General features: G+C 63.8%; 12 protein-coding genes and 1 pseudogene. 6 read left to right on the top strand and 7 right to left on the bottom strand.

Features of this window, described 5'->3' with window-relative positions; genetic code table 11:
- Nucleotides 1-462: 462 nt before the first annotated feature.
- From GV015_RS00785 to GV015_RS00775, 3 genes are all read right to left on the bottom strand, one after another.
- Complete coding sequence (locus GV015_RS00785; RefSeq protein WP_159875904.1) at nucleotides 463-1,170, bottom strand: DUF4190 domain-containing protein; 708 nt, start codon at nucleotides 1,168-1,170, stop codon at nucleotides 463-465.
- A gap of 142 nt (nucleotides 1,171-1,312) precedes the next feature.
- Complete coding sequence (locus GV015_RS00780; protein ID WP_159875902.1) at nucleotides 1,313-1,735, bottom strand: nuclear transport factor 2 family protein; 423 nt, start codon at nucleotides 1,733-1,735, stop codon at nucleotides 1,313-1,315.
- Nucleotides 1,726-2,532: an MBL fold metallo-hydrolase gene (locus GV015_RS00775; RefSeq protein WP_159875900.1), complete on the bottom strand. Its 807-nt coding sequence runs from the start codon at nucleotides 2,530-2,532 to the stop codon at nucleotides 1,726-1,728. Before GV015_RS00775 ends, GV015_RS00780 begins: the two co-directional genes overlap by 10 nt.
- Before the next feature lie 164 nt (nucleotides 2,533-2,696).
- Here GV015_RS00775 and GV015_RS00770 point away from each other — a divergent pair, with 164 nt between their 5' ends.
- The 4 genes from GV015_RS00770 to GV015_RS00755 all read left to right on the top strand — a co-directional run bounded on the left by GV015_RS00770 (nucleotide 2,697) and on the right by GV015_RS00755 (nucleotide 6,007).
- Nucleotides 2,697-3,191 carry a MarR family winged helix-turn-helix transcriptional regulator gene (locus GV015_RS00770; RefSeq protein ID WP_159875898.1) on the top strand — a complete coding sequence of 165 codons (495 nt, stop codon included), beginning with the start codon at nucleotides 2,697-2,699 and terminating at the stop codon, nucleotides 3,189-3,191.
- Nucleotides 3,192-3,273: 82 nt separating this feature from the next.
- Complete coding sequence (locus tag GV015_RS00765) at nucleotides 3,274-3,852, top strand: suppressor of fused domain protein (RefSeq protein ID WP_159875896.1); 579 nt, start codon at nucleotides 3,274-3,276, stop codon at nucleotides 3,850-3,852.
- A gap of 39 nt (nucleotides 3,853-3,891) precedes the next feature.
- On the top strand, nucleotides 3,892-4,212 hold the full coding sequence (locus GV015_RS00760) for a nucleotide pyrophosphohydrolase (RefSeq protein WP_159875894.1): 321 nt from the start codon (nucleotides 3,892-3,894) through the stop codon (nucleotides 4,210-4,212).
- Nucleotides 4,199-6,007: a DUF2075 domain-containing protein gene (locus tag GV015_RS00755; RefSeq protein WP_159875892.1), complete on the top strand. Its 1,809-nt coding sequence runs from the start codon at nucleotides 4,199-4,201 to the stop codon at nucleotides 6,005-6,007. Before GV015_RS00760 ends, GV015_RS00755 begins: the two co-directional genes overlap by 14 nt.
- A gap of 614 nt (nucleotides 6,008-6,621) precedes the next feature.
- On the opposite strand, the gene GV015_RS19280 is transcribed toward GV015_RS00755, so the two are convergent.
- From GV015_RS19280 to GV015_RS00735, 4 genes are all read right to left on the bottom strand, one after another.
- Nucleotides 6,622-7,824 (bottom strand): DNA cytosine methyltransferase, encoded by a 1,203-nt coding sequence (locus tag GV015_RS19280; protein WP_371416524.1) that lies wholly within the window; start codon nucleotides 7,822-7,824, stop codon nucleotides 6,622-6,624.
- 117 nt (nucleotides 7,825-7,941) lie between these two features.
- Nucleotides 7,942-8,916 carry a PD-(D/E)XK motif protein gene (locus tag GV015_RS00745; protein WP_159875887.1) on the bottom strand — a complete coding sequence of 325 codons (975 nt, stop codon included), beginning with the start codon at nucleotides 8,914-8,916 and terminating at the stop codon, nucleotides 7,942-7,944.
- On the bottom strand, nucleotides 8,909-11,143 hold the full coding sequence (locus tag GV015_RS00740; RefSeq protein ID WP_159875885.1) for a Z1 domain-containing protein: 2,235 nt from the start codon (nucleotides 11,141-11,143) through the stop codon (nucleotides 8,909-8,911). The genes GV015_RS00745 and GV015_RS00740 overlap by 8 nt, the downstream gene beginning before the upstream one ends.
- 4 nt (nucleotides 11,144-11,147) lie before the next feature.
- A complete protein-coding gene (locus GV015_RS00735; protein ID WP_159875883.1) occupies nucleotides 11,148-12,665 on the bottom strand; it encodes an ATP-binding protein in 1,518 nt (505 codons plus the stop codon).
- Nucleotides 12,666-13,134: 469 nt separating this feature from the next.
- Here GV015_RS00735 and GV015_RS19275 point away from each other — a divergent pair.
- Nucleotides 13,135-13,503: pseudogene (locus tag GV015_RS19275) on the top strand (Swt1 family HEPN domain-containing protein); the annotation flags it as partial.
- A gap of 192 nt (nucleotides 13,504-13,695) precedes the next feature.
- The gene (locus tag GV015_RS00730) at nucleotides 13,696-19,770 is read left to right on the top strand and encodes a DUF4011 domain-containing protein (RefSeq protein WP_371416580.1); all 6,075 of its coding nucleotides are present in this window, start codon (nucleotides 13,696-13,698) and stop codon (nucleotides 19,768-19,770) included.
- Nucleotides 19,771-19,821: the final 51 nt, after the last annotated feature.

The following is a 19,821-nucleotide window of genomic DNA, read 5'->3' as shown; positions in this document are numbered from 1 at the left end:
ATTGGGGTCATCTTGGTTCAAGTGGTCATGTGGAAGTAATCGACAGGGTCCGCGAGCGGTGCTAGACGAAGGACGACCATCGCGGCGTTGGTGAAACAGTTAATGCAGCACCGGGGAGCCCATCTGCATGCAGTCTGGAGGAGTGTTGGGCCGCGTGTTGTGTGGTGCCGCACCGAGGAACCGCGGAAGTCGTCGTCGCATCGTTCCTGCTCGTGGGAATATCGGTTGCATACGCCCTCGTGGCAGGCCGCCTCAGTCAGTAATTCGGACCGCTTCGCTCGGCAACCCGATCTCCCGAGCGAGCGCCGTCATCGGGTATGGATATGAACTCTCGCTCAGCCCTCCATGGGGAGCCCAGTGCCGAACAAACAATCTTCGGTCATGCCCGCAGCCGCCGACACGCATCGCGCTCGCCCCGGTCGTACGGTTGCAAGGCCGTCATCCGCTGACGTGGTCGTCGCCCTATTTGTTCTCCGTCACCCCGTCCACACCCGACGCGGAGCACGCCACCGATGCATACGCGCCCGTCGAGGTCTGCTCGGCGACCACGTCACCGTCGACGGTGATCTTGCAGCTCACGGACCCGGTGTCCTCGGCGCCGTTGGTCGCGACGAGGGAGAACGCGGTGAAGTCGGTGTCGCTGCCGGCCTTGACGGTGAGCTCCTTGATGAACGGGAGCGCCTGGCCGGTGGACTGCTCGGTGCCGTTGGTGCCGGCCGTGTAGGTGGAGTAGACGATCGAGGCGTCGGTGGCGGTGCCGTTGACCTCATAGACGACGGAGATCTCCTTGTTGGCGGCCTCGGAGGACTTCGCTTCGGCGGTCTTGACCGCGTCGCCGATGAGCCCGGCGAATCCAGCCGTGTAGGTGATCGCGAGGATGATGCTCAGGACGATCGCGATGGCCGAGACGATCGTGCCGGCGACAGCGAAGCCCTTCTTCCGGTTCTTCAGGCACAGCGCGATGATGCCGAGCACAAGGCCGACGAGTCCGACGAACCCGGCGACATAGTTCAGGATCGGGATGAACGCCCCGATGAGCGCGAACCCGCCGACGATGAGGGCGGCGATGCCGAGTCCATTGCCGCGCTTGCCGGTCTTCACGGGAGCCGGGCCGGGCACCGGAAGCGGGTAGGGCTGGTTCTGGGCGGGCGGCTGGTTCGAAGTGGACATGCGCGTGGTGCCTCTCTGCTGCGTTGGTTCCACCGTACCGAGGTCGACGCCGTGGTTCACTGCCGTCTTCGGTTCGCGGTCCATGCCGACAGCGAAGGGGCGGGGCATGTCGGCCGCGCCCTTCGCTTGCCGGCACCAGTCGCTACCGGCTCGCGTCGCGGACGAGTGCCGTGTCGACGAACTGCTCGAAGCGCACGATGAGTCCACCGCGGACAACGAAGTGGTGGGCCACCCGGGCGTTCAGTTCCTTGCCCGTGCCGCGGTGCGTCGCCGTGTACCGCGCGAGCACCACGACGTTCTCGCCGTCGACCACGTAGGTGTCGTCGTGCGCGGTCCAGTCAGCCCAGTCCGCGCCGAGGCGTTCCATCACGTTGCTCGTGACGCCCTCCGGCGTCCGGTACGTTCCGGCGAGCGGGAAGCCGGCCATCTCGGTCCACTCGACATCGGGGGCGAAGGTCGCCCGCAGTGCGTCGAGGTCGCCGGCGGCGGAGGCGAGGTACTGCCTCCGCACGACGTCCCGTGGTGCCGAGGACGGCTCGGTCGTGGTGGTCTCGTTCAGCCCCATGTCATCTCACCCTTCGCGACCTTCGGTCCGATCTGGGCGGCGATGAGCATGCCCGAGGACGGGTACTGCTCGACGAGCGCCTGCGTCGCGGCAGCGCCATCGGCGGACGCTGCGACGATCGTCTCGAACGCCTGCAGGTACGAGCGCGTGTAGTCGATGGCGGTCGCGTCGTTCGCGGTGTCGGGGAGGCGGTGGCCGGCGATCACGAGCTGCGGGTCGAGGGTCTGCATCTCGTCGAGGAGTTCGATCCACGCTGCGCGGAGCTCCGGCGTCGCCGTGTCTGCGGTCCACACATGCTCCTGCTGGAAGAGGAGGACGCCACCGAGGATGGCGCGGTGCTCCGCGTTCCAGAGGTACTGGCGGTCCGGGAGGGCAGCTGAGGCGCCCTTGAGTTCGAGGCGCTGGCCGTCGACGACGAGTGCGTCGCCGCTGAGCGGGGTGAGGGGGACGAGTCGGGTGGGCAGGTTCGCGCCGAGGGAGGCCCAGGCGGTCAGCTTGCCGTCGAACGACGCGTTGATGTGCTCGATGACGATGGGAGTGGCGACGAGCGCTGCGTCGGGGAAGGCGTCTGCGACGACCTCGAGGCCGAAATAGAAGTCGGGGTCTGCGTGGCTGACGAACACGGTGGTGAGCGTCTTGCCGGAGTCGAGGATGGCCGCGACGAGGCGGTGGCCGTCGGCACGCGTGAAACCGGCGTCGACGAGGAGTGCCTCGGTTTCGCCGGTCACGAGGACGGCGGACTTGTTCTTCGAACCTGCGGGGAAGTCGAGGTCGAAGACGTCGAAGTTGAGCGTCATGGTGGTGGATCCTTCGGTTGGACGAGGCTCGGTGCGCCCGAGTCGATGCCGCGGTGCGGCGTACATGAAGGTGCAACAAAAGCTGACTTGTCAGCTATTCCCGACCCTTGGACATAGATCTCCCGACCGATCGGCGGCCTGTCCCCGGCGTCTACTGTGGAGACGTGACGACTGAGAACGAGTTCGCTTCGGCGAAGGACGCCGCGAGTGATGCGCGCATCCTGGTGTTCGGTCGTCTGTTGGGCGCGGCGAACGGGCTCGAGTACCTGCTGGGCAAGGAGCTCGAGGAGCAGACCGGCCTCAGCCATTCGCTGTTCGAGCTGTTGCTGATCGTCGGCCGAGCGGGTGTCGGTGGGCTGTCGGTGCGGGACATCGCACAGGCGAAGGTCGTGACGTCCGGTGGGGCGACGCGGCTCGTGCACCGCGCGGTCGAGCAGGGGCTGGTGAGTCGCCGGGCCTCTGCCGAGGATGGCCGGGTGCAGCTCATCGAGCTGACGGCGGAGGGCGAGCGGGCGGTCGTCGAGGCTGCTGGTCTGCATGCTCGGAACATCGAGCGCCTGATGCTGTCCGTCCTGCCGGTTGAGAACCGCGCGGCCTTCGAGGAGTCGGTCAAGACGTTGAGCAAACAAGCTTCGGGGGCGCTGCCGGTGATGCCGTAGGACGCGTCGGCCCGTGTTCGACCCGTCGGCTTCGGTGCATGCCCTCTGGCTTGCTGAGCACCCGCTTGGCTAGGCTCGCCGCATGAGTAGCGATGTCCCTCTCGTCCCGGGCGAAGACGCCTTCCCGCTCCACATCTTCGACGCCCTCGGCTTGGACCCGGTGGTGTTCAAGGACCGCATCGGTGGGTCGGTGATGGTGATCGAGAAGCGTCCTGAGGACGGGCCGGTGACCATCCTCACCTCAGGGGTGTCTCGGCTTGCGACCGACTCCGGCGAGCGGATCGAGCTCGCGGTCGAGGTCGTCGACGGTCAGCAGGGTGCAGCGATGGTCGCGCTGAGGATCGTGATCAACGAGATCGCCACCAACCGCCGGGTGCCACCGGTGCTCGCGCCATGGCGCAACGGGACGCCGTTCCTCAACGGGACGGCGATCTCTGCGCTCCTGGTGACGCCGTCGCGCTGGGGTGCATCGTTCGACGAGATCCGGAACGAGGCCGGCCAGGTGCTCGGGCACGTGCGGACCCTGCGGTTGCTCACGGACGGTGAAGCCGCGGTCGCGGGGGAGCGTGGTTGGGACGCGCTCGTTGCCGAGGTGGGGTCCGTGGATGCGTTGTTGGATGTGGAGCGAGCGGAGCAGTTCGGCAATCCGGGCGTGCAATAGCTCACCGCTTGCATCGATTGCCGCTGGTAGATTGACCGAATGGCGGACCCCTCACTGCGCGACGAGCTCGCCGATTTCGTGGCCGAGCGTGATTGGGCGCAGTTCCATACGCCGGAGAACCTTGCGAAGAGCATCTCCATCGAGGCAGCCGAGCTCCTCGAGTGCTTCCAGTGGGGGCCGGATGCCGACACCGGTCGCGTGCGCGACGAATTGGCCGATGTCCTCACCTACTGCTTGTTGTTGACGGATCGGCTCGGTCTCGATGCGGAGACCATCATCCGCGACAAGCTCGCACGTACGCGGGAGAAATACCCGGTGGAGAAGGCGCGGGGGCGGTCTGCGAAGTATGACGAACTTTGAGATCACGAGTCTCGACTTCACGTCGACCGAGGTAAAGCTCTGGGCGGCGGGTGATCGGCGGTTCAGCGATTGGCCTGTCGTGTATCTGTTGGATGGGCCGGTCGGATCGTCCAAGGTTCCTTCGGCCTCGCGACGGAGGCGGGTCGGAGTCGCCGCCGAGCGTGATGTCTATGTCGGTGAGTCGCTCAACGTCGCTGCGCGTATGCGCCAGCACTTCGAGTCCACGGCGAAGGAACATCTCACCGGCCTTCGGGTGATCGTGGATGAGACATTCAACAAGTCGGTCTGTCTCGATCTCGAGTCCTTCCTGATCCGTATGCTCGCCGGGGACGGCGCCTACCAGGTGCTCAATCGCAACGACGGCATCGTCGACGCGAACTATTTCGATCGCGACCGCTACCGCGAGTCCTTCGAGGACGTCTTCGATCGACTCAGGGCGGATGGTGTCTTCACTCGATCTCTTCCCGAGATCGAGAACAGCGACCTCTTCAAGCTGTCTCCGTTCAAAGCGCTCACACCTGACCAGACCCTCGCCGTCGAAGGCGTGCTCGAGGGGCTCTTCGAGGACCTCACCCGGTCGCAACGAAGTACGACCGTCGTTCAAGGCGATCCCGGTACCGGCAAGACGGTCGTCGCGATCTACCTGCTGAAACTGATCGCTGACATCCGAGGCTCAGCGGCCCTCGACGAACCTGACGATGACACGCTCTTCTCGTCGTTCTTCACCGAGCGTCACCGCGAGCTGCTGCAGGGTTTCAAGATCGGCATCGTCGTCCCTCAACAGTCATTGCGGGCTTCGATCAAGCAGGTGTTCCGCAAGACGCCTGGCCTGCACCCGGACATGGTGATGACCGCGTTCGATGTCGGGGCATCCGGCGAGGAATTCGATCTCCTCGTTGTCGATGAGGCGCACCGGCTCAATCGGCGTGCGAACCAACCATCCGCGGCACAGAACAAGCAGTTCCGCGAAATCACGACCAAGTTGTTCGGCGCGGACGACAAGTCGAAGACGCAGCTCGACTGGATCATCGCGAAGAGCGCGCACCAGATCTTCCTGCTCGACGCCGGACAGAGTGTCCGTCCCGCGGACGTTCCCGCTGAGCACCTGCACCAGCTGGTCGCCAGTGCGCAGGCTGCTGATCGATACGCCGGCCTCGCCTCGCAGATGCGCGTGCGCGCGGGGTCGGGCTACGTGGACTACGTCCGGAACATCCTCGGAAATCAGGTAGAGATCGAGTTGGCGCCGGACTTCGGCGAGTACGACCTCAGATTGTTCGACGACCTCGCTGAGATGCGAGAGGAGATCCGCAAGCGGGACGCCGAGTTCGGGCTCGCGCGAATGGTCGCGGGCTACGCCTGGGAGTGGAAGACGAAGAACGACAAGGATGCGTACGACATTGTGATCGACGATGTCTCCATGCGCTGGAACGGCACGCAGACCGACTGGATCGCGTCGCCGAAGGCGCTCGAGGAGGTCGGCTCGATCCACACCGTTCAGGGATACGACCTGAACTACGCAGGAGTGATCATCGGGCCAGACCTGCGCTACGACGCTGAGACGAACCGCATCGTCTTCCATCGAGAGTCCTACTTCGACAAGAAGGGCAAGGAGAACAACCCGGCTCTCGGCCTGACCTACTCGGACGACGATCTTCTGCGCTACGTCACGAACATCTACACGGTGTTGCTCACGCGCGGCATCCGGGGGACGTATGTTTACGTGAGTGATCCCGCCCTGCGCGGGTATCTCGCACAATTGATGCGGGAGGATATGCGTGGAGCCGCAGAATCGTAGACGTCCGCTCTCCGCATCGGAGGCCTGAACGCTCGAACCCACGCGCAGATTGTTGGTCGGTCAGCCACCAGCATCGATCTGTCGCTGACAGGTACCAGGCCCAATAAATTGACGGGTGTATGGATGTAGCGCCCATGCTCCTAGCCAGATCAATAGCGAAGTAGATACCCTGTAACAGTTGGATCGGCGCAGGCGGCGCCCTTATCGAGCGATAGGTGTATTCAGATGACGCGCGTGCGTAGTTTCTCCGAGGGAAGACAGAACGTGAAGGCACATGAGACGGAGGTTGAGTGCTACTACCAGTCTGTGAGGACCGTCGAGGGCGACCTACTGCTCCACCTGTCCACTTTCGGCTCCAGCAAGCGTGTCTCGGTGCCCAAGAGTAGCCAGTCGTTGCAACTGGACGTCGTACAGGCGCGAGCACTTCAGCTTCTCATCGATCAAACCTTTGGCTCTCTACGCGACGCTAAAGAATAGGAAGCTTCAACCTCAGGCATAGCTCCACATGCTCGGTCCGGTGCATGTAGTGTCCTCTTCGCCCAGGCTCCAGGCCTTGAACCAGGGCGAAAGCCCGTCATTGACTGGCGATATCCGCAGGCCTAGGGTTTCTATCGTCAGGTAGTCAAGCGCGTTAGGCTGCCTGGACCTCGACCATGCCCGGCGTGCGCACTCTTGGGTCCGACTCCGTTTAGAAACTCCGGCGGGAGGGGCATAACCGGAAGGGCATGTCGAGGCGGTGCCGCGCGCAGCAGCCGTGGTGTCCCAGGCGCGGCGCAGCCAGTAAGAGTCTCCCGTATTGCCTGACCCATGACCTGGGCTAGCAAGGGTGGTGTGGCGTTGCCTGCTTGTTTTGTTCTAGCACGATAATCGCCGGCGAGCTTCCAGGAGTCATCGAACGATTGCAGCCTCAGCTGCTCACGGCTCGATAGAGGTCGGTTCTCCCAGTGAAACGGTCCCGTGGATGGACCTGGCGACGCTGCCAGGGTCCAAGATGGAAGCGAGCGAGATAGCTTTAGAAGGAAGTTCCAGTATTTAGTGCGGTAGCCGAATAACTCTGGACCACCACCGCGACTAGTCAACCATTGATAGTTGTGGCCTTCGGGAATGCTCGCCAATAGCGGTGTCCACTTGCCTTGACTTACCGGCACATCCTCGCGTGGCGCATCATGCAAGGCGTCCCAGCTCGTGCGGGGCGAATCCTTGAATGTAGCTTCAGGCCAGCTAAAATCTCCGCCGTCACGAAGCGCAACGATGATTACGCGACGACGGTTCTGCGGAACCCCATAATCGGCAGCATTCACAAGCCGCCAGTGCAAATCGTATTTCACTCCGTGTCGACGGGCTATGCTCGACAGTTCGTCCTGGAGGTAGCTCAGGGCTGCCCCCTTGCCCTCAACAAAACCGAGCACATTCTCCATTAGCACGGCCCGAGGCAAGAATCGCTCAATTAGAGCAAGAGTGCTGGTAACAGTCGCGGCTCGAGGGTCAAGCATTCCTGCTCGCCCGCTAGCGGCCCATTGCGCCGCAGCAGAGAAAGGCTGGCAGGGCGGACCACCGGCCATGAGGTCCAACTCCCCGGTAGCGAGTCCGACGGCTGCTGGAGTCAGAGTATCCGCAAGTTCGATCACGTCTCCCGAGCCGATCGGGGCCCAATCCCGATTCATCTGGATCGTGCGCCGAGCTGTCTCATCGATCTCGACGAAGCCGGAACAGTGGAAGCCCGCGGCCTCGAGGCCAAGATCCATGCCCCCCGCGCCAGAGAATAGAGATAGAACTCTGAGGTCACTCTTCGCACGGGGTGCGGGCAGTTGAAGCATACGTCGAGCTCACCATGTTCTGATCCAGCTGTCAACTTGATCAGCCTCCGCCTATCCTCTCAGCACTTCGCCACGGAGGACGCTCCTAACGACGCGCACGTCTTGACGAGCTTGGCATCAGGTCAGTTCGGCCAGAACATCGTCCAAGCTTGCTCCTGAGAGCGCCGCGACCTGAGTGAGATCGGCGTGGAAGTGGATCTCTGAGATGGGCGCAGCCTCGGGTACGACCACGCGGGGAATGAGCCGCGCATCCAGTAGAACACAGGCGTTGAGGCCTCTTGGGGCCCACCGGAAGTCGGCAGCCGCCTCAATGTCGCCACCCAGTACCGAGAGGGCCCCTCGGATGACGTGAGCCCTTGACGCAGCCGTGAGCCGAGGACCAATACGTGCCAGCAGATCCTCGATGGAGTACCCTCCGGCGTCAGCCATCGCCCAGATGGAGGCGATCCACGTAGGCCGATCTTGTTGTTCGAGCTGAGCTAACGCAAAAACGTGTCCACGCGCTGCGCGCTCGGTCGTTTTGATCTCGAGGCGGGCGTTGAGGAACGAGAAATCAAAAATGCTGTGACGTTGGTCGTGCCAGCCAGCAGCCAGCGTCTCGGGATCACGCGCTGAGTCCAGGAGCCAAAGCTCACCCCAGAGGCCCAGGAGCGTCGACCGCTCTACTACTGGGGACGCAGAAAACATCGATTCAAAGTCACGGAACAGTCGCTCGATTTCGCCCACGTTTGGCGTCACAGGCACCATCGAAAGCAGCATGCCCGCCAGTGCCCCGAAAGAGCCTGTTAGGTGAACAAAATTTGCCCCTAGGGAAATGCGAGCAAACGTACCCTGCAGACGCGTCGATCCGTCTAGCACAGTCAGTTCGGCACCAGAGGCGAATTCGATCACACTGGTCCTGTATTCACTGACGATGAGACCTGATGGCACTTTCAAGAGCAAATGGAAGGTGCCGTCGACTTCTAGCGCAAAAAAAGCATCAGAGAAGCCTTGCACTGACACGGCGGGCATCGCTCCGGACTCGGTGCCGCGCTGGATCAGCGACTCGCGCGCGGAGATAGCGAAGTCAGCTAAGCTCGACAGTTCAGACATTTTCGAGATAAGCGTCGTTGGCAACCGCGCGTGGAAAGCGCAAGGCGATCCATGGAACAACACCGTAGCTCTCCGAGGAACCTGGTCGAAGATCGGACAGTTTGACAAGCCGCAACTGCACCGCGAGCCGGCTCGGATCTGCGAAGCTGGCGTCACCGGAATAGATGAGCTCCTCGGTGGACGACTTGGCCGGGTTTCTACCGACGTGAATATTGTCGCGCAGTACGGCCAGCTGGCGTCCACTACCAGTGGGATCCGCCAGATCATTCATGAATATGACGTCGCACGCAAGATCAGAAACTGTACCCCTGGCGAGAGCCATATCGATCGCAGAAATCACCAATGAGTCCTCAGCGGTACCGAACCGAAGACTCATGAGAAAGTCTTCCACCACATCGAGCCCCACATCTCGCCAGACCTTGTTCTTGACCACGCGTCGATCCACAGTTCCAGGTATGTTCGTGGCTGGACGTAATGATGGCTGAGCGGCGACCCGTAGGCGCTCAAAGAGCTCCAAATTGTGCAACACGATCGGTGCGCTCACGTGCATAGACTTTGGCCAGAGCCAGCCCAGGCGCAGAGGTATACGACGGACGCTCCGCCCAACTACGTTGTCTCGCGTTGGACGGGCGATTTGACCGTGAAGGATGAAATCACGCTTCCACTCCAGCATGGGCTTACCTTCGTGCCTGTGAAGGCTCTCGCGAAGAAACTCCTCGTCCTCGACGTAGCCCGTAAATGCCTCGATGGCGACGCTGGGCAGATACACGCGACAGAAATCAATATAGCTCTTCCTATACCCGAAGAATCGAGCCCTTTGCTGAAGGACATCGGAGTTCTCGGTCACACGTCGAGGCATGTATGTAACAGTAAGTCCTTCGACTGTGAAGCCTCGGTCCAGCTTTTGGCCGCCGATCAAGATCCAATAAGGCCACTGTTTCCAATCAATCTGCTTCTCGGCATCTTTAGTTGAATTCACCTTCACCACACGCACGTCACGAATGCAATCGAGTAAAGATTGCAGAAGATCCGCTAGAGGCGGGAGATCTGAGACCGTGCGCGACAACTCCTCGAATGCGGGCCGGAACTCCTCATATAGTTCATCAAGTACCGCCGGCTGCGCGCCGTCAAGTGCTTCGTCCCAAGCGGCAATAAGGCTTGACACCCACGTGTGGTATGTCGCGTGGGGAGACGTGTTCTGGTGGGCCTGTATCATCATCGAGCGATTTACTGCAGTGGTCGCCCCTGCGCCGGCAGCCAGCCCAAGGAGGAATAGGCGGAGAGCGTCCTGTAGGCTTGATGGGGGTTCGCTAAAAGGCTCTTTGGGATCGAAGATGTCCGCATCGGGAACCTGCACAATAAGGTCGTCCTTGCGCTCAACAAAGAACGTCTTCCCGCCGGTGTAGCCGTCGCCGCTCTGGATGACCTTTACGAACGATGGGTTGAGGGAATCGCTTATTGCGAGCAGAAGGTTGGCTTGGGGTGTTGCCGTGTACTGTGCATAGGAGTGAAAGGGGAGTGACTCGCGAAGATGTAAAAGCGCTTCGTATGTCCCGCTGCTATCAAATGTTCCGCGCAGCACATTGCTTCGAGCCTTTGTATTCAGGCCGGCTTGGTCGCTTTCGTCATCGATAACGAGAGTCGGTACGTCCACAAGGTCAAGGTTGCTCAGAATCTCCGCAGCACTGTGCAGTCGCATGGCGTGTTTCAGCACCGTTATGAGAATTGCGGGCTTTTCCTGGCTAGTATTGCCGCTGCGGAAACGTTTCCAGCCGTCAATCGTCTTCTTCATGTCTGCGAGGACCTGTGGACTGTACTCCGGGTTCGGGAAGTGGCGCCAATCCCGTTGTAGCTCTGTTAGGCCGAGGTCCGAGCGCAGCCGTTGTTCCGACTGATCCTTGAGGTTGTTTGTTGTCCCAGCCAAGATGACAACGGCGCCGAAGCCATTGTCTCGAGCGAGTGAGGCAAGTGCGGTGAACGAGAGAGTCTTCCCGGATTGCACGTAGCCAACTACCAGGACGGCGTTAGAGGAGGAAGGCATGGCAGGGTTGATGCATTGCGCAAGGATTTCGGCAGACTCCGCGAGAGCTGATTGGAGAGCCGCATCCGGCAGGGCGCCTTTCCCTGCAGTTTTGGCCACCCGGAAGCTATTTGCTCTGTCGCCGGCTACTGGCTTCCACGTTTTTGTCTGAAGTGAGGTATCGGCTGCGAGGATCTTTATGCTCATTGTTTCACTCGTTCCCAGTAAATGTCTTGCGCGCAAGAGTATTCATGTGTTGAAGTATGCTGTAGCTCTTAGCGCCATTCTGTTTCCCGAGAGCTAGGGCTAGTCCGAAAGCTGTCGCCATCGACAGTATGGCTTCAGTATTTTCATTGTTTGAGCCAATGAACTTCTGACTAAACGGATGGGCTAGGCTGATGCTGATTTGCACAACCGTTCGAGGCCCGTCCTGCATAGTGCTCTGTGTCATGGCTCCAACCTGGATCCAGTCACCCATGGCCTCGTCGAGGGTTGCTCGTAGATCTACTCGCCAAGGCTGACCCGCAACGACGACATCGACAAACCGGTGAATCGACTTTGGTGCGGATGGCGGTAGATCGTCCGGGACATGTTGGTCAGGTTCGTTGTCTGCGAGAATCTCGGTCGCGACGGCGCTGAATCGTGACGACACAGAAGATTGAACTTCTGTGGTAGCTCGTTCAATTGGCCTAACCTTGTCGACTATGGATTTGGCTCGGAAGTTCGAAGCCTGACTGAGAAGATCCAGAGGGGCCTTCCTGAGTGCCGTGGCGAGTAGCGTGAGAAATTCGGCCTCATCCTCCTCCCAGCGAATACCGTCTTTTGTATGGCTGACTTCAAATCCCTCCAGGGTCAACTCCCCAAACAGGCGCTGATAGACGTATGAGTTCGATTGACCAAAGATCTCACTTGGTCGATACGGGTCATCATGGCTGCCGACAATCAGCCGCCCACGTCGCATGAGAGCGAACCCCGCGTGCGCGGTGGATCCAACTGCTCGGACTCCAGCAAAGCCGGTGACGCGTTGGCCGCCGCGCATGGTGAAGTCGACCGTCTTTTTCCATCGAACCACATCCTCCTGCGGCTTTGAGGCCGGCGATGCGACGAGACTTTCCACCTCGTTATATCTCAACTGTTCGCCCTGGAAGCTGAGCTGCAGTGTCTGGTCGCGCAGAAATGATCGATAGATGCTTGAGAGATGGTCTCGGATCTTTGTCATTGTCCGATATTGTGGGACGTGGTTGAGATCCTCCAAGACAATCTCCGTAAAATGACTGGAACTCAGGGCCGGCGTCTCAACCACGTGTAGGCGGTCAATCTGTTCAGATGAAATTGCCTGCAGGTCGAAATCAATTGCGCGTTCAATCGGTTCACCCATAACTGACGTTCGCACCCGCCACTTGCGAGCGAACCAAGACGAGGCGCTTTTCATACCCATTCCAAATTCGGATAGACCGCTCCGGTCGGGGGGAACTTGTGCTGCGCGAAACGCCCGAGCAAAGTCTTGAGCTCGGATGCCGGCAGCATTGTCCCGCACCACAATTCGACCCGCGCCCTCGCGCTCGATTGTGATGTCAACGCTCAGTGGTTGTGAGACCAAGGGAAGCGTGGAGGCTAGGTAGCTGCCAAGGGAGTTATCTACATACTCGGCGAGCGCGAACCAGGGTTTGTAGTTTAGATGCCGAAGGACCGCGAGAATGTTGACCTCTGGTCGTATGTCAATGTCCATACATACCCCCGACAGCCTCGCCAGACTCCGGACGAGTGCTCCGCATGTTCGTGTCGTTGATTTTCGTCCCCCCCCGGGCCCGTGCTCCTGCGTAGCATTTTGTTCTCTAGTTGTATCGCACTTTTAGGCAGTCGTGTGTGGTTAGTGGATTGTCGCACCATCGAATTCTCCCGTACGGTCTGAGACTTCGTGTTTCGAGGAGGTCGTGAGGTGGTTCGGGTCAACGCGCATGCGATTTCCGTTGGAGCAGGGTTCCGTCTGCGCACTGGGGCTGGCTCCTTCGTGTGGAGGCGAAGCTCTGCCGGCGTCCGCAGTGTGCAATGTGGCGCCGGTCGCAACTTGTGCGGGGTGTCGCGGGTAGCCTGCTTAGGTCAAGCCGGTCGGGCAACGGTCTTCTAGCTTCGACGGCGAGCAGACTCAGCCCCGTGACGCCCAGGTTTGACGTACCCGCTTCTGAGAGGCTGCGCCCGTGAAATATATTGAACTCAACTCCGCCGTCGGCCAGGGGCTCGAGCAGCTTGGGTTGGGGCTTCGCCGCATCGTCGAGGGTGCGTTCACCGAGGCGGTGCCCGGTGTCGAGTGGACTCGGATTATCGAGGAGAAGGACCGCGCGGCCGGGATCGGGCACGGGCGGTACTCGGCGACCGACGTTTCACTGATGCTTCGGGCGATGACTGAGCGGATCGGGGAGCTGGGGTACCCGTTCGATCGCGTGCTGTCGCGGAGCGCTCGCGGGTATGCGAGTGAGCTTCGGGAGGTTCGGAACGCCTGGGCTCACAACGCGGGGTTCACGGAGCAGTCGGCCTACCGGGCGTTGGACTCGATGCAGTTGTTGTTGGAGAGTGTCGGGGCGACTGAGCAGGCTGCGATTGTGGGGGAGTTGAAGGGGCGGGTGTTGAGCCCTTCGACAAGCTCAGGGACCGATGGGGTGAGCTCAGGGACCGAGACGGGTGCGTTGACGAAGACGGCGAACGAAGACGAGATGGGCCCTTCGACAAGCTCAGGGACCGGAGCGGTTGCGTCGACAGGGTTGGCCGACGGTCGCGAAGCGGAAGATGCGCAGAGCGCCGCAGGCTCCATTTCCGTTGACGGCGCCGCAGGCTCCTCGTCTGCAGCAGACGCCGCCGAAGCCTCCTCCGTCACCATCCGCGTCAGCGCGACGCCGACGCTCAGCTACGCGATGGCGCACTGCAGCATCGCGGTGATCGACGAGATCGTCCTCGAGAATCACGGCGGGGAACGCCGGGCGGCGTCCGTCGAGATCGACGTCGTCACCGCCGACGGCGCCCTCGCCGACACCAAGGTGCTCCTCGCCGACCTCGGCGAAGACCGCACCACCCTCCTCCGCAGCCCCGAGGTCCTCCTCGACCCACGCCGCATGCTCCTCGTCGAAGAACAGCGCCCCGGCGTCATCCGCGTCACCGTGCGTGATGCCACAGGCAACACGCTCGGCACTGACGAGAGCCCCGTCACCGTGCTCGCGTCCAACCAGTGGATCGCCGCACCCGTGCAACTCGGCCTCGAACTCCTCGCCGCCCACGTGCAGCCCAACGCCCTCGTCGTCAGCGAGCTCATGCTCGAAGTCTCCGACCTCCTCGACCAGCAGACCGGCAACAGCTCCCTCGCCACCTACCAACTCGACGACCCCGCCCGCATCGACGCCATCGTCGCCGCCGTCTGGGACGCCGCCCGCGCCCGCGACATCCGCTACGCCGAACCGCCCGCCAGCTGGGGCCAGAGCGGCCAGAAGGTCCGCACCCCCGAGGAAGTCCTCACCAGCCACCTCGGTACCTGCCTCGACACCACCATCCTGCTCGCGTCCGTCCTCGAAGCCATCGGCATCCACCCCTTGCTCTGGCTCCTCAAGGACCACATCTTCCTCGGCTACTGGCGCGTCCAGACCACCCTCGACGTCGTCGCCAGCACCGACGTCTCTGAAGCCGTCAACTCCCTCGAACTCGGCCGCATCGGCGTCGTCGAGACCACCATGCTCACCGGCACCTCCGGCACCTCCGCCACCTTCGCCGACGCCTCCCGCCGGCCCCACACCGACCACCTCGCCGGCTCGCTCGACGACTTCATCGGCGTCACCGACGTCGTCCAGGCCCGCCTCCGCAAGATCTACCCGCTGCCGAGCCGCCGGATCAACGCCGAGGGCGAACCCGTCGTCACCCTCTACCAGGCGCCTGAAGCCCGCGCCCTCACGCAGGACGCCCCGGCCACCGCCGAGTCGACCGCCGCCGGCCACGGCCCCGACGTCCCCAAGCGCGTCTCCACCTGGAAGAACGCCCTCCTCGACCTCAGCCTCCGCAACAAACTCATCAACTACACCGATCGTTCCGGCTTCGAACTCGCCGTCCCCGGCCCCGCGCTCGGCCGCCTCGAGGACAGCATCAACCACGGCACCCCGCTCACGCTCGTCGCCTCCGACACCGTCGCGACGATCGACCAGCAGCGCGGCATCCGCTTCGGCCGCGACCTCGACGAGAGCGACCGCATCACCTTCCTCGAAGACAAGAAGAGCGCCTTCATCGACGTCACCGAGGCCGCCTACCCGACGAAGCTCCGCGCCCTCGCCTACAAGGCGAAGACGATCGTCGAGGAGACCGGCGCCAACAACCTCTACCTCGCGTTCGGCATGCTGAGCTGGCGCTTCGGCGACCGCGATCTCCGCTCACCCCTCGTGCTCGTGCCCGTCACGCTCACGACCACGAGCCGCGGCTCGTCCTACCGCCTTACCCTCGATGAGTCGGGCTCGTCCACACCCAACTACTGCCTGCTCGAGAAGCTACGCCTGAGCTTCGGCCTGGAGATCCCCGGACTCGCCAACCCCGTCGAGGACGGCTCCGGCATCGACCTCCTGGCCGCGTTCACCGCCGTGCGCCAGGCGATCCTCGACGCCGGCCTCCCGTTCCGCGTGGAGGAGACGGCGTCGCTGTCGATCCTCCAGTTCGCGAAGTACCGGCTGTGGAAGGACCTCGACGAGAACTGGGAGACGCTTGCCTCCAACAGCCTCGTCGACCACCTCATCAACTCGCCGCTCGAGGCCTACGCCGACCCGACGCCGGCGCAGACCGACACCGACCTCGACCGCCTCGGCCTCGACTGCCCGGTCGCTGCCGACTCCTCGCAGCTCGACGCGGTCGCCGAAGCGGTCGCCGGCCGCACCTTCGTGCTCGAAGGCCCTCCCGGCACCGGCAAGTCGCAAACCATCACCAACCTCCTCGCCCGGTCGCTCGCCGAGGGCAAGAAGGTCCTGTTCGTCGCCGAGAAGCGTGCGGCGCTCAACGTGGTGAAGCAGCGACTCGAAGACGTCGGACTCGGCGCGTTCTCGCTCGACCTCCACGACAAGGGCGCCAGGCCCAACGTCGTCCGCGCGCAGATCAAAACCGGCCTCGACCTCCGCACCAAGGCCGACATCGACGCGCTGAGCACCAACCGCGAGCTGTCCGAGTCCGGCCTCCGCACCCTCACCCGCTACGCCGATCGCCTCCACGAGGTCAACGCCGCCGGCTTCTCCCTCTACTCCGCGCGGAGTCGCCTGCTCGCGATGGACCACGACCTCGTCCCGATGGCGATCCCCGAGCAGCTCGTCGCCGCCGGCACGCCCGAGGCCTTCGAGGAACTGCGGCAGGTGTTCCGGGATCTGCCCGAACGTTCCGACCTCGCGCGCCCGAGCACGACGCACCCGTGGGCTTTCCTCGACGGCCCCTCGGCTCCCGGGCTCGACGCCGCGACCGTCCAGCAGGCCGCCCGCGCGATGGACGCCGCCCTGGCTGCGACCCTCGACGCCGGCCTCCCGATGGACGCGCTGCGTCTCGCGTCGCGCCCCGACCTGCTCGGCCTGTGGTCCACCGCCGTCGCTGCGCCGCGTCTGCCGATCGGCGCGTTGATGGCTGGAACCAGGCCCGAGGACTTCGTCCGGCTCGGCGACGCCCTCGCCGCCGCCGAGCAGCTCCGCGACGCCCAGGCCGAGTGGCGCTCGACCTTCACACCTGCCATCCTCGACCGCGACATCGCCGGCCCGCTCCACGCCGCCGAGCAGGCCGCTGCGTCGAGCTTCTTCGGTCGCAAGAAGCGGCTCCGGGCCGCGCTCGCCCAGCTGAGCGACGTGCTCGCCGTTGACGCGACCTCGTTCAAAGTCAAGCAGCTCGTGCCGCAGCTCACCGAGGCGAAGGCGGCGCAGGACCGTCTCGTCCAGCTGCGCGGCACGCTCCGGTCCACCGCCCTGCCGCTCGTCGGCGACCGCTGGAACCCGCTCGTCGAACCGACCCAGCCCGTCCGCGAACTCCTCGGTTGGTATCGCTGGCTGTCGGAGGGCTTCCGCCTGCCGGGCACGCCCGACGACGCGTTCATCACCGCCGTCCGCGACCACTACGCCACGACCCAGCCGTCGCAGCAGGCGGCCCAGGCGCTGACGACGCTCGCGAGCACCTGGAGCGACTTCCTGCGCAGCGCGTCCGTCAGCACCGAGCGCCTGTCGGCGTGGTCGGGTGGCGAGGGCTTCCTGCAGGCCTGGTGGTCGACGCGCGACGCCCGCCGTCTCGACGCCGCCGAGCCCGTCGTCCTCGAACGCTGGCTCGACCTCGTGCGGGTCGTCGAACCGCTCCGCACCCACGGACTCGACGACGTCCGCGCTGCGATCCTCGCCGGTCGCATCGAGACCGAGGACGCGACGCTCGCCTTCGAGAAGGGCCTCGCACAGGCGTCGATCGACGAGCGCGAGCGCACCACCACGCTCGACGCCTTCGATGCCACCGCCCACAACCGCAGCGTCACCCGCTTCACCACGAGCGTGAAGGCCGTGCGCGAGGAACTGCCTCGGGCGATCCCGGCGTCCGTGCTCGGGCTAAGGACGTTCAGTTCGCAGTCGGAGAGCGGTCAGGTCGGCGGGCTGCGTCGGCAGATCGACCGTCAGCGCGGCGGCATGAGCGTCCGTGCACTGCTCGAGAACTTCGGCGAGCTCATCACGCAGATCATGCCGTGCACGCTCGCGAGCCCGGAGTCGGTCGCGCGTTTCTTCCCGGCCGCTGCGGAGCTGTTCGACATCGTCGTGTTCGACGAGGCGTCGCAGATCCGGGTCGCCGACGCGATCGGGGCGATGGGGCGTTCGCGCTCGGTCGTCGTCGTGGGCGACAGCAAGCAGATGCCGCCGACGACGTTCGCCGAGGCCGGCGCGACGATCGACGACGACGCCGACTTCACGAGCGAGGTGCTGCAGGACGAGGAGTCGATCCTGTCCGAGTGCGTGCAGGCTCGGGTGCCGAGCAAGTGGCTGTCGTGGCACTACCGCAGCCAGGACGAGTCGCTCATCGCGTTCTCGAACCACCACTACTACGACAGCCAGTTGTCGTCGTTCCCGGCGCCGTTCGCGGGTGCGGGCGACGGTGGCGTTGCGGGTCACGGACTGGCGTTCGTGCGGCTCGACGGGCAGTTCGAGCGGGGTGGTCGCGGCAAGTCGTTGCGGACCAACCCGGTGGAGGCCCAGGCGATCGTCGAGGAGATCTCGCGCCGCTTCGAGGCCTCGCCGGACGAGACGCCGTCGCTCGGGGTCATCACGTTCAACGCGCAGCAGCGGACGTTGATCGAAGACCTGCTCCGCGACAGTGCCGACCCGCGGATCGCGCTGGCGCTCGACGAGCAGGACGGGCTCTTCGTCAAGAACCTGGAGAACGTGCAGGGCGACGAGCGCGACACGATCCTGTTCTCGATCGCGTTCAGTGCGAACGAGAAGGGCGTGATCCCGTTGAACTTCGGTCCGCTCACGCGCGCTGGCGGAGAGCGACGGTTGAACGTCGCGGTGACGCGGGCGCGGCGACAGGTGGTGTTGTTCGCGAGCTTCGACCCGTCGGAGCTGCGGGCGGAACAGACCTCGTCGATCGGCATCAAGCACCTGAAGGCGTACCTGGAGCTGGCGCAGCGGGGGAGTGAGTCCGCGGGCGAGGACGGTCGTCGTCAGGCGATCATCGACCGTCACCGCGACGAGATCGCCGACGAACTCCGGTACGCCGGGCACGCCGTGCGGACGGACGTCGGCTTGTCGGACTTCCGTGTGGACATCAGCATCGCGACGGAGGCGGAGCCCGACCGACCGCTGGTGGCTGTGCTGCTCGACGGGGCGTCGTGGCGTGAGCGTCGGACGGTCGCGGACCGTGACGGACTGCCAGTCGAGGTGCTCAGCGGCCTCATGCGGTGGCCGGGCGTCGAGCGCGTGTGGTTGCCGGAGTGGTTGCACCACCGCGAGGAGGTGCTGGACCGGTTGGTTGCGGCGGTGGAGGCTGCGGCCGAGCGGGCTGCGGCGGGGAGTGCGGTGCCGGAGGTGTCGGCTGGTGCGGAGTCGGATCCGGCTGACGCCTCGGCTGCTGATGATGCGGACGTCGCTGGCGAGGATTCGGATGCGCCCGCACCCGTTCGCAGCGCCCGCGTGCGCGAGTGGTCGGAGCGGCTGGCGTCGCTGGAGACCCTCTCGGAGTTCCGCGACCGCAAGGTCGGTTCGGCGCAGCCCGTCGAGGCGGCCACGGTGGCGGACACGTCCGCGCGCCACCCGGAGCTCTCGGAGTACCAGCCCTGGGACGCTCCCACGTTGGGTGGGATCGAAGTGCTCGACCGCTTGCCCGGGCGGCAGTCGGTCGTCGCGGTGCAGGGCGCGATCCGCGCTGCGGTGGAGGCCGAGGGGCCGATCCACGTGACGCGTCTGGCGAAGCTGGTCGCGGGTGCGTTCGGTCTCGACCGGGTGGTGGGTTCGCGGGCGAAGTCGATCCTCGACAAGGTCCCGGCCGAGTTGTTGGGCCGCTCCGACGAGCCGTTCGCCTGGCCGGCCTCGATCGACCCTCTCACGTGGCGCGGTGCGCGGCAGTCCTCGGCCGAAGCGGCCCGAGCGATCGAACACATCTCCCTGGTGGAGATCGCGAACGCGATGGCGATCGCCGCGGAGCAATCCGCCGGTCTCTCGCCCGACGAACTCCGACGCGAGACCCTCGCGATCTTCGGTGGCAAGCGAGTCACTGCTGCGATCGGAGCCCGCCTCGACGAAGCCCTCGAGTTCGGGTTGGCGTCCGGGCGTGTTCGGCAGAGCGGCGAGACCATCGTTGCTCAGACTGTTTGAGTCTTGGCTGCTTCGGTCGTTCAGAGTCTGAACGACCGAAACGCCTTGACC

Source organism: Plantibacter sp. T3 (genome assembly GCF_902506515.1).
Classification (GTDB): Bacteria; Actinomycetota; Actinomycetes; order Actinomycetales; family Microbacteriaceae; genus Plantibacter; species Plantibacter auratus.
Note: the sequence above shows the minus strand (reverse complement) of the source record. Positions and strands in the feature narration are given on the sequence as shown.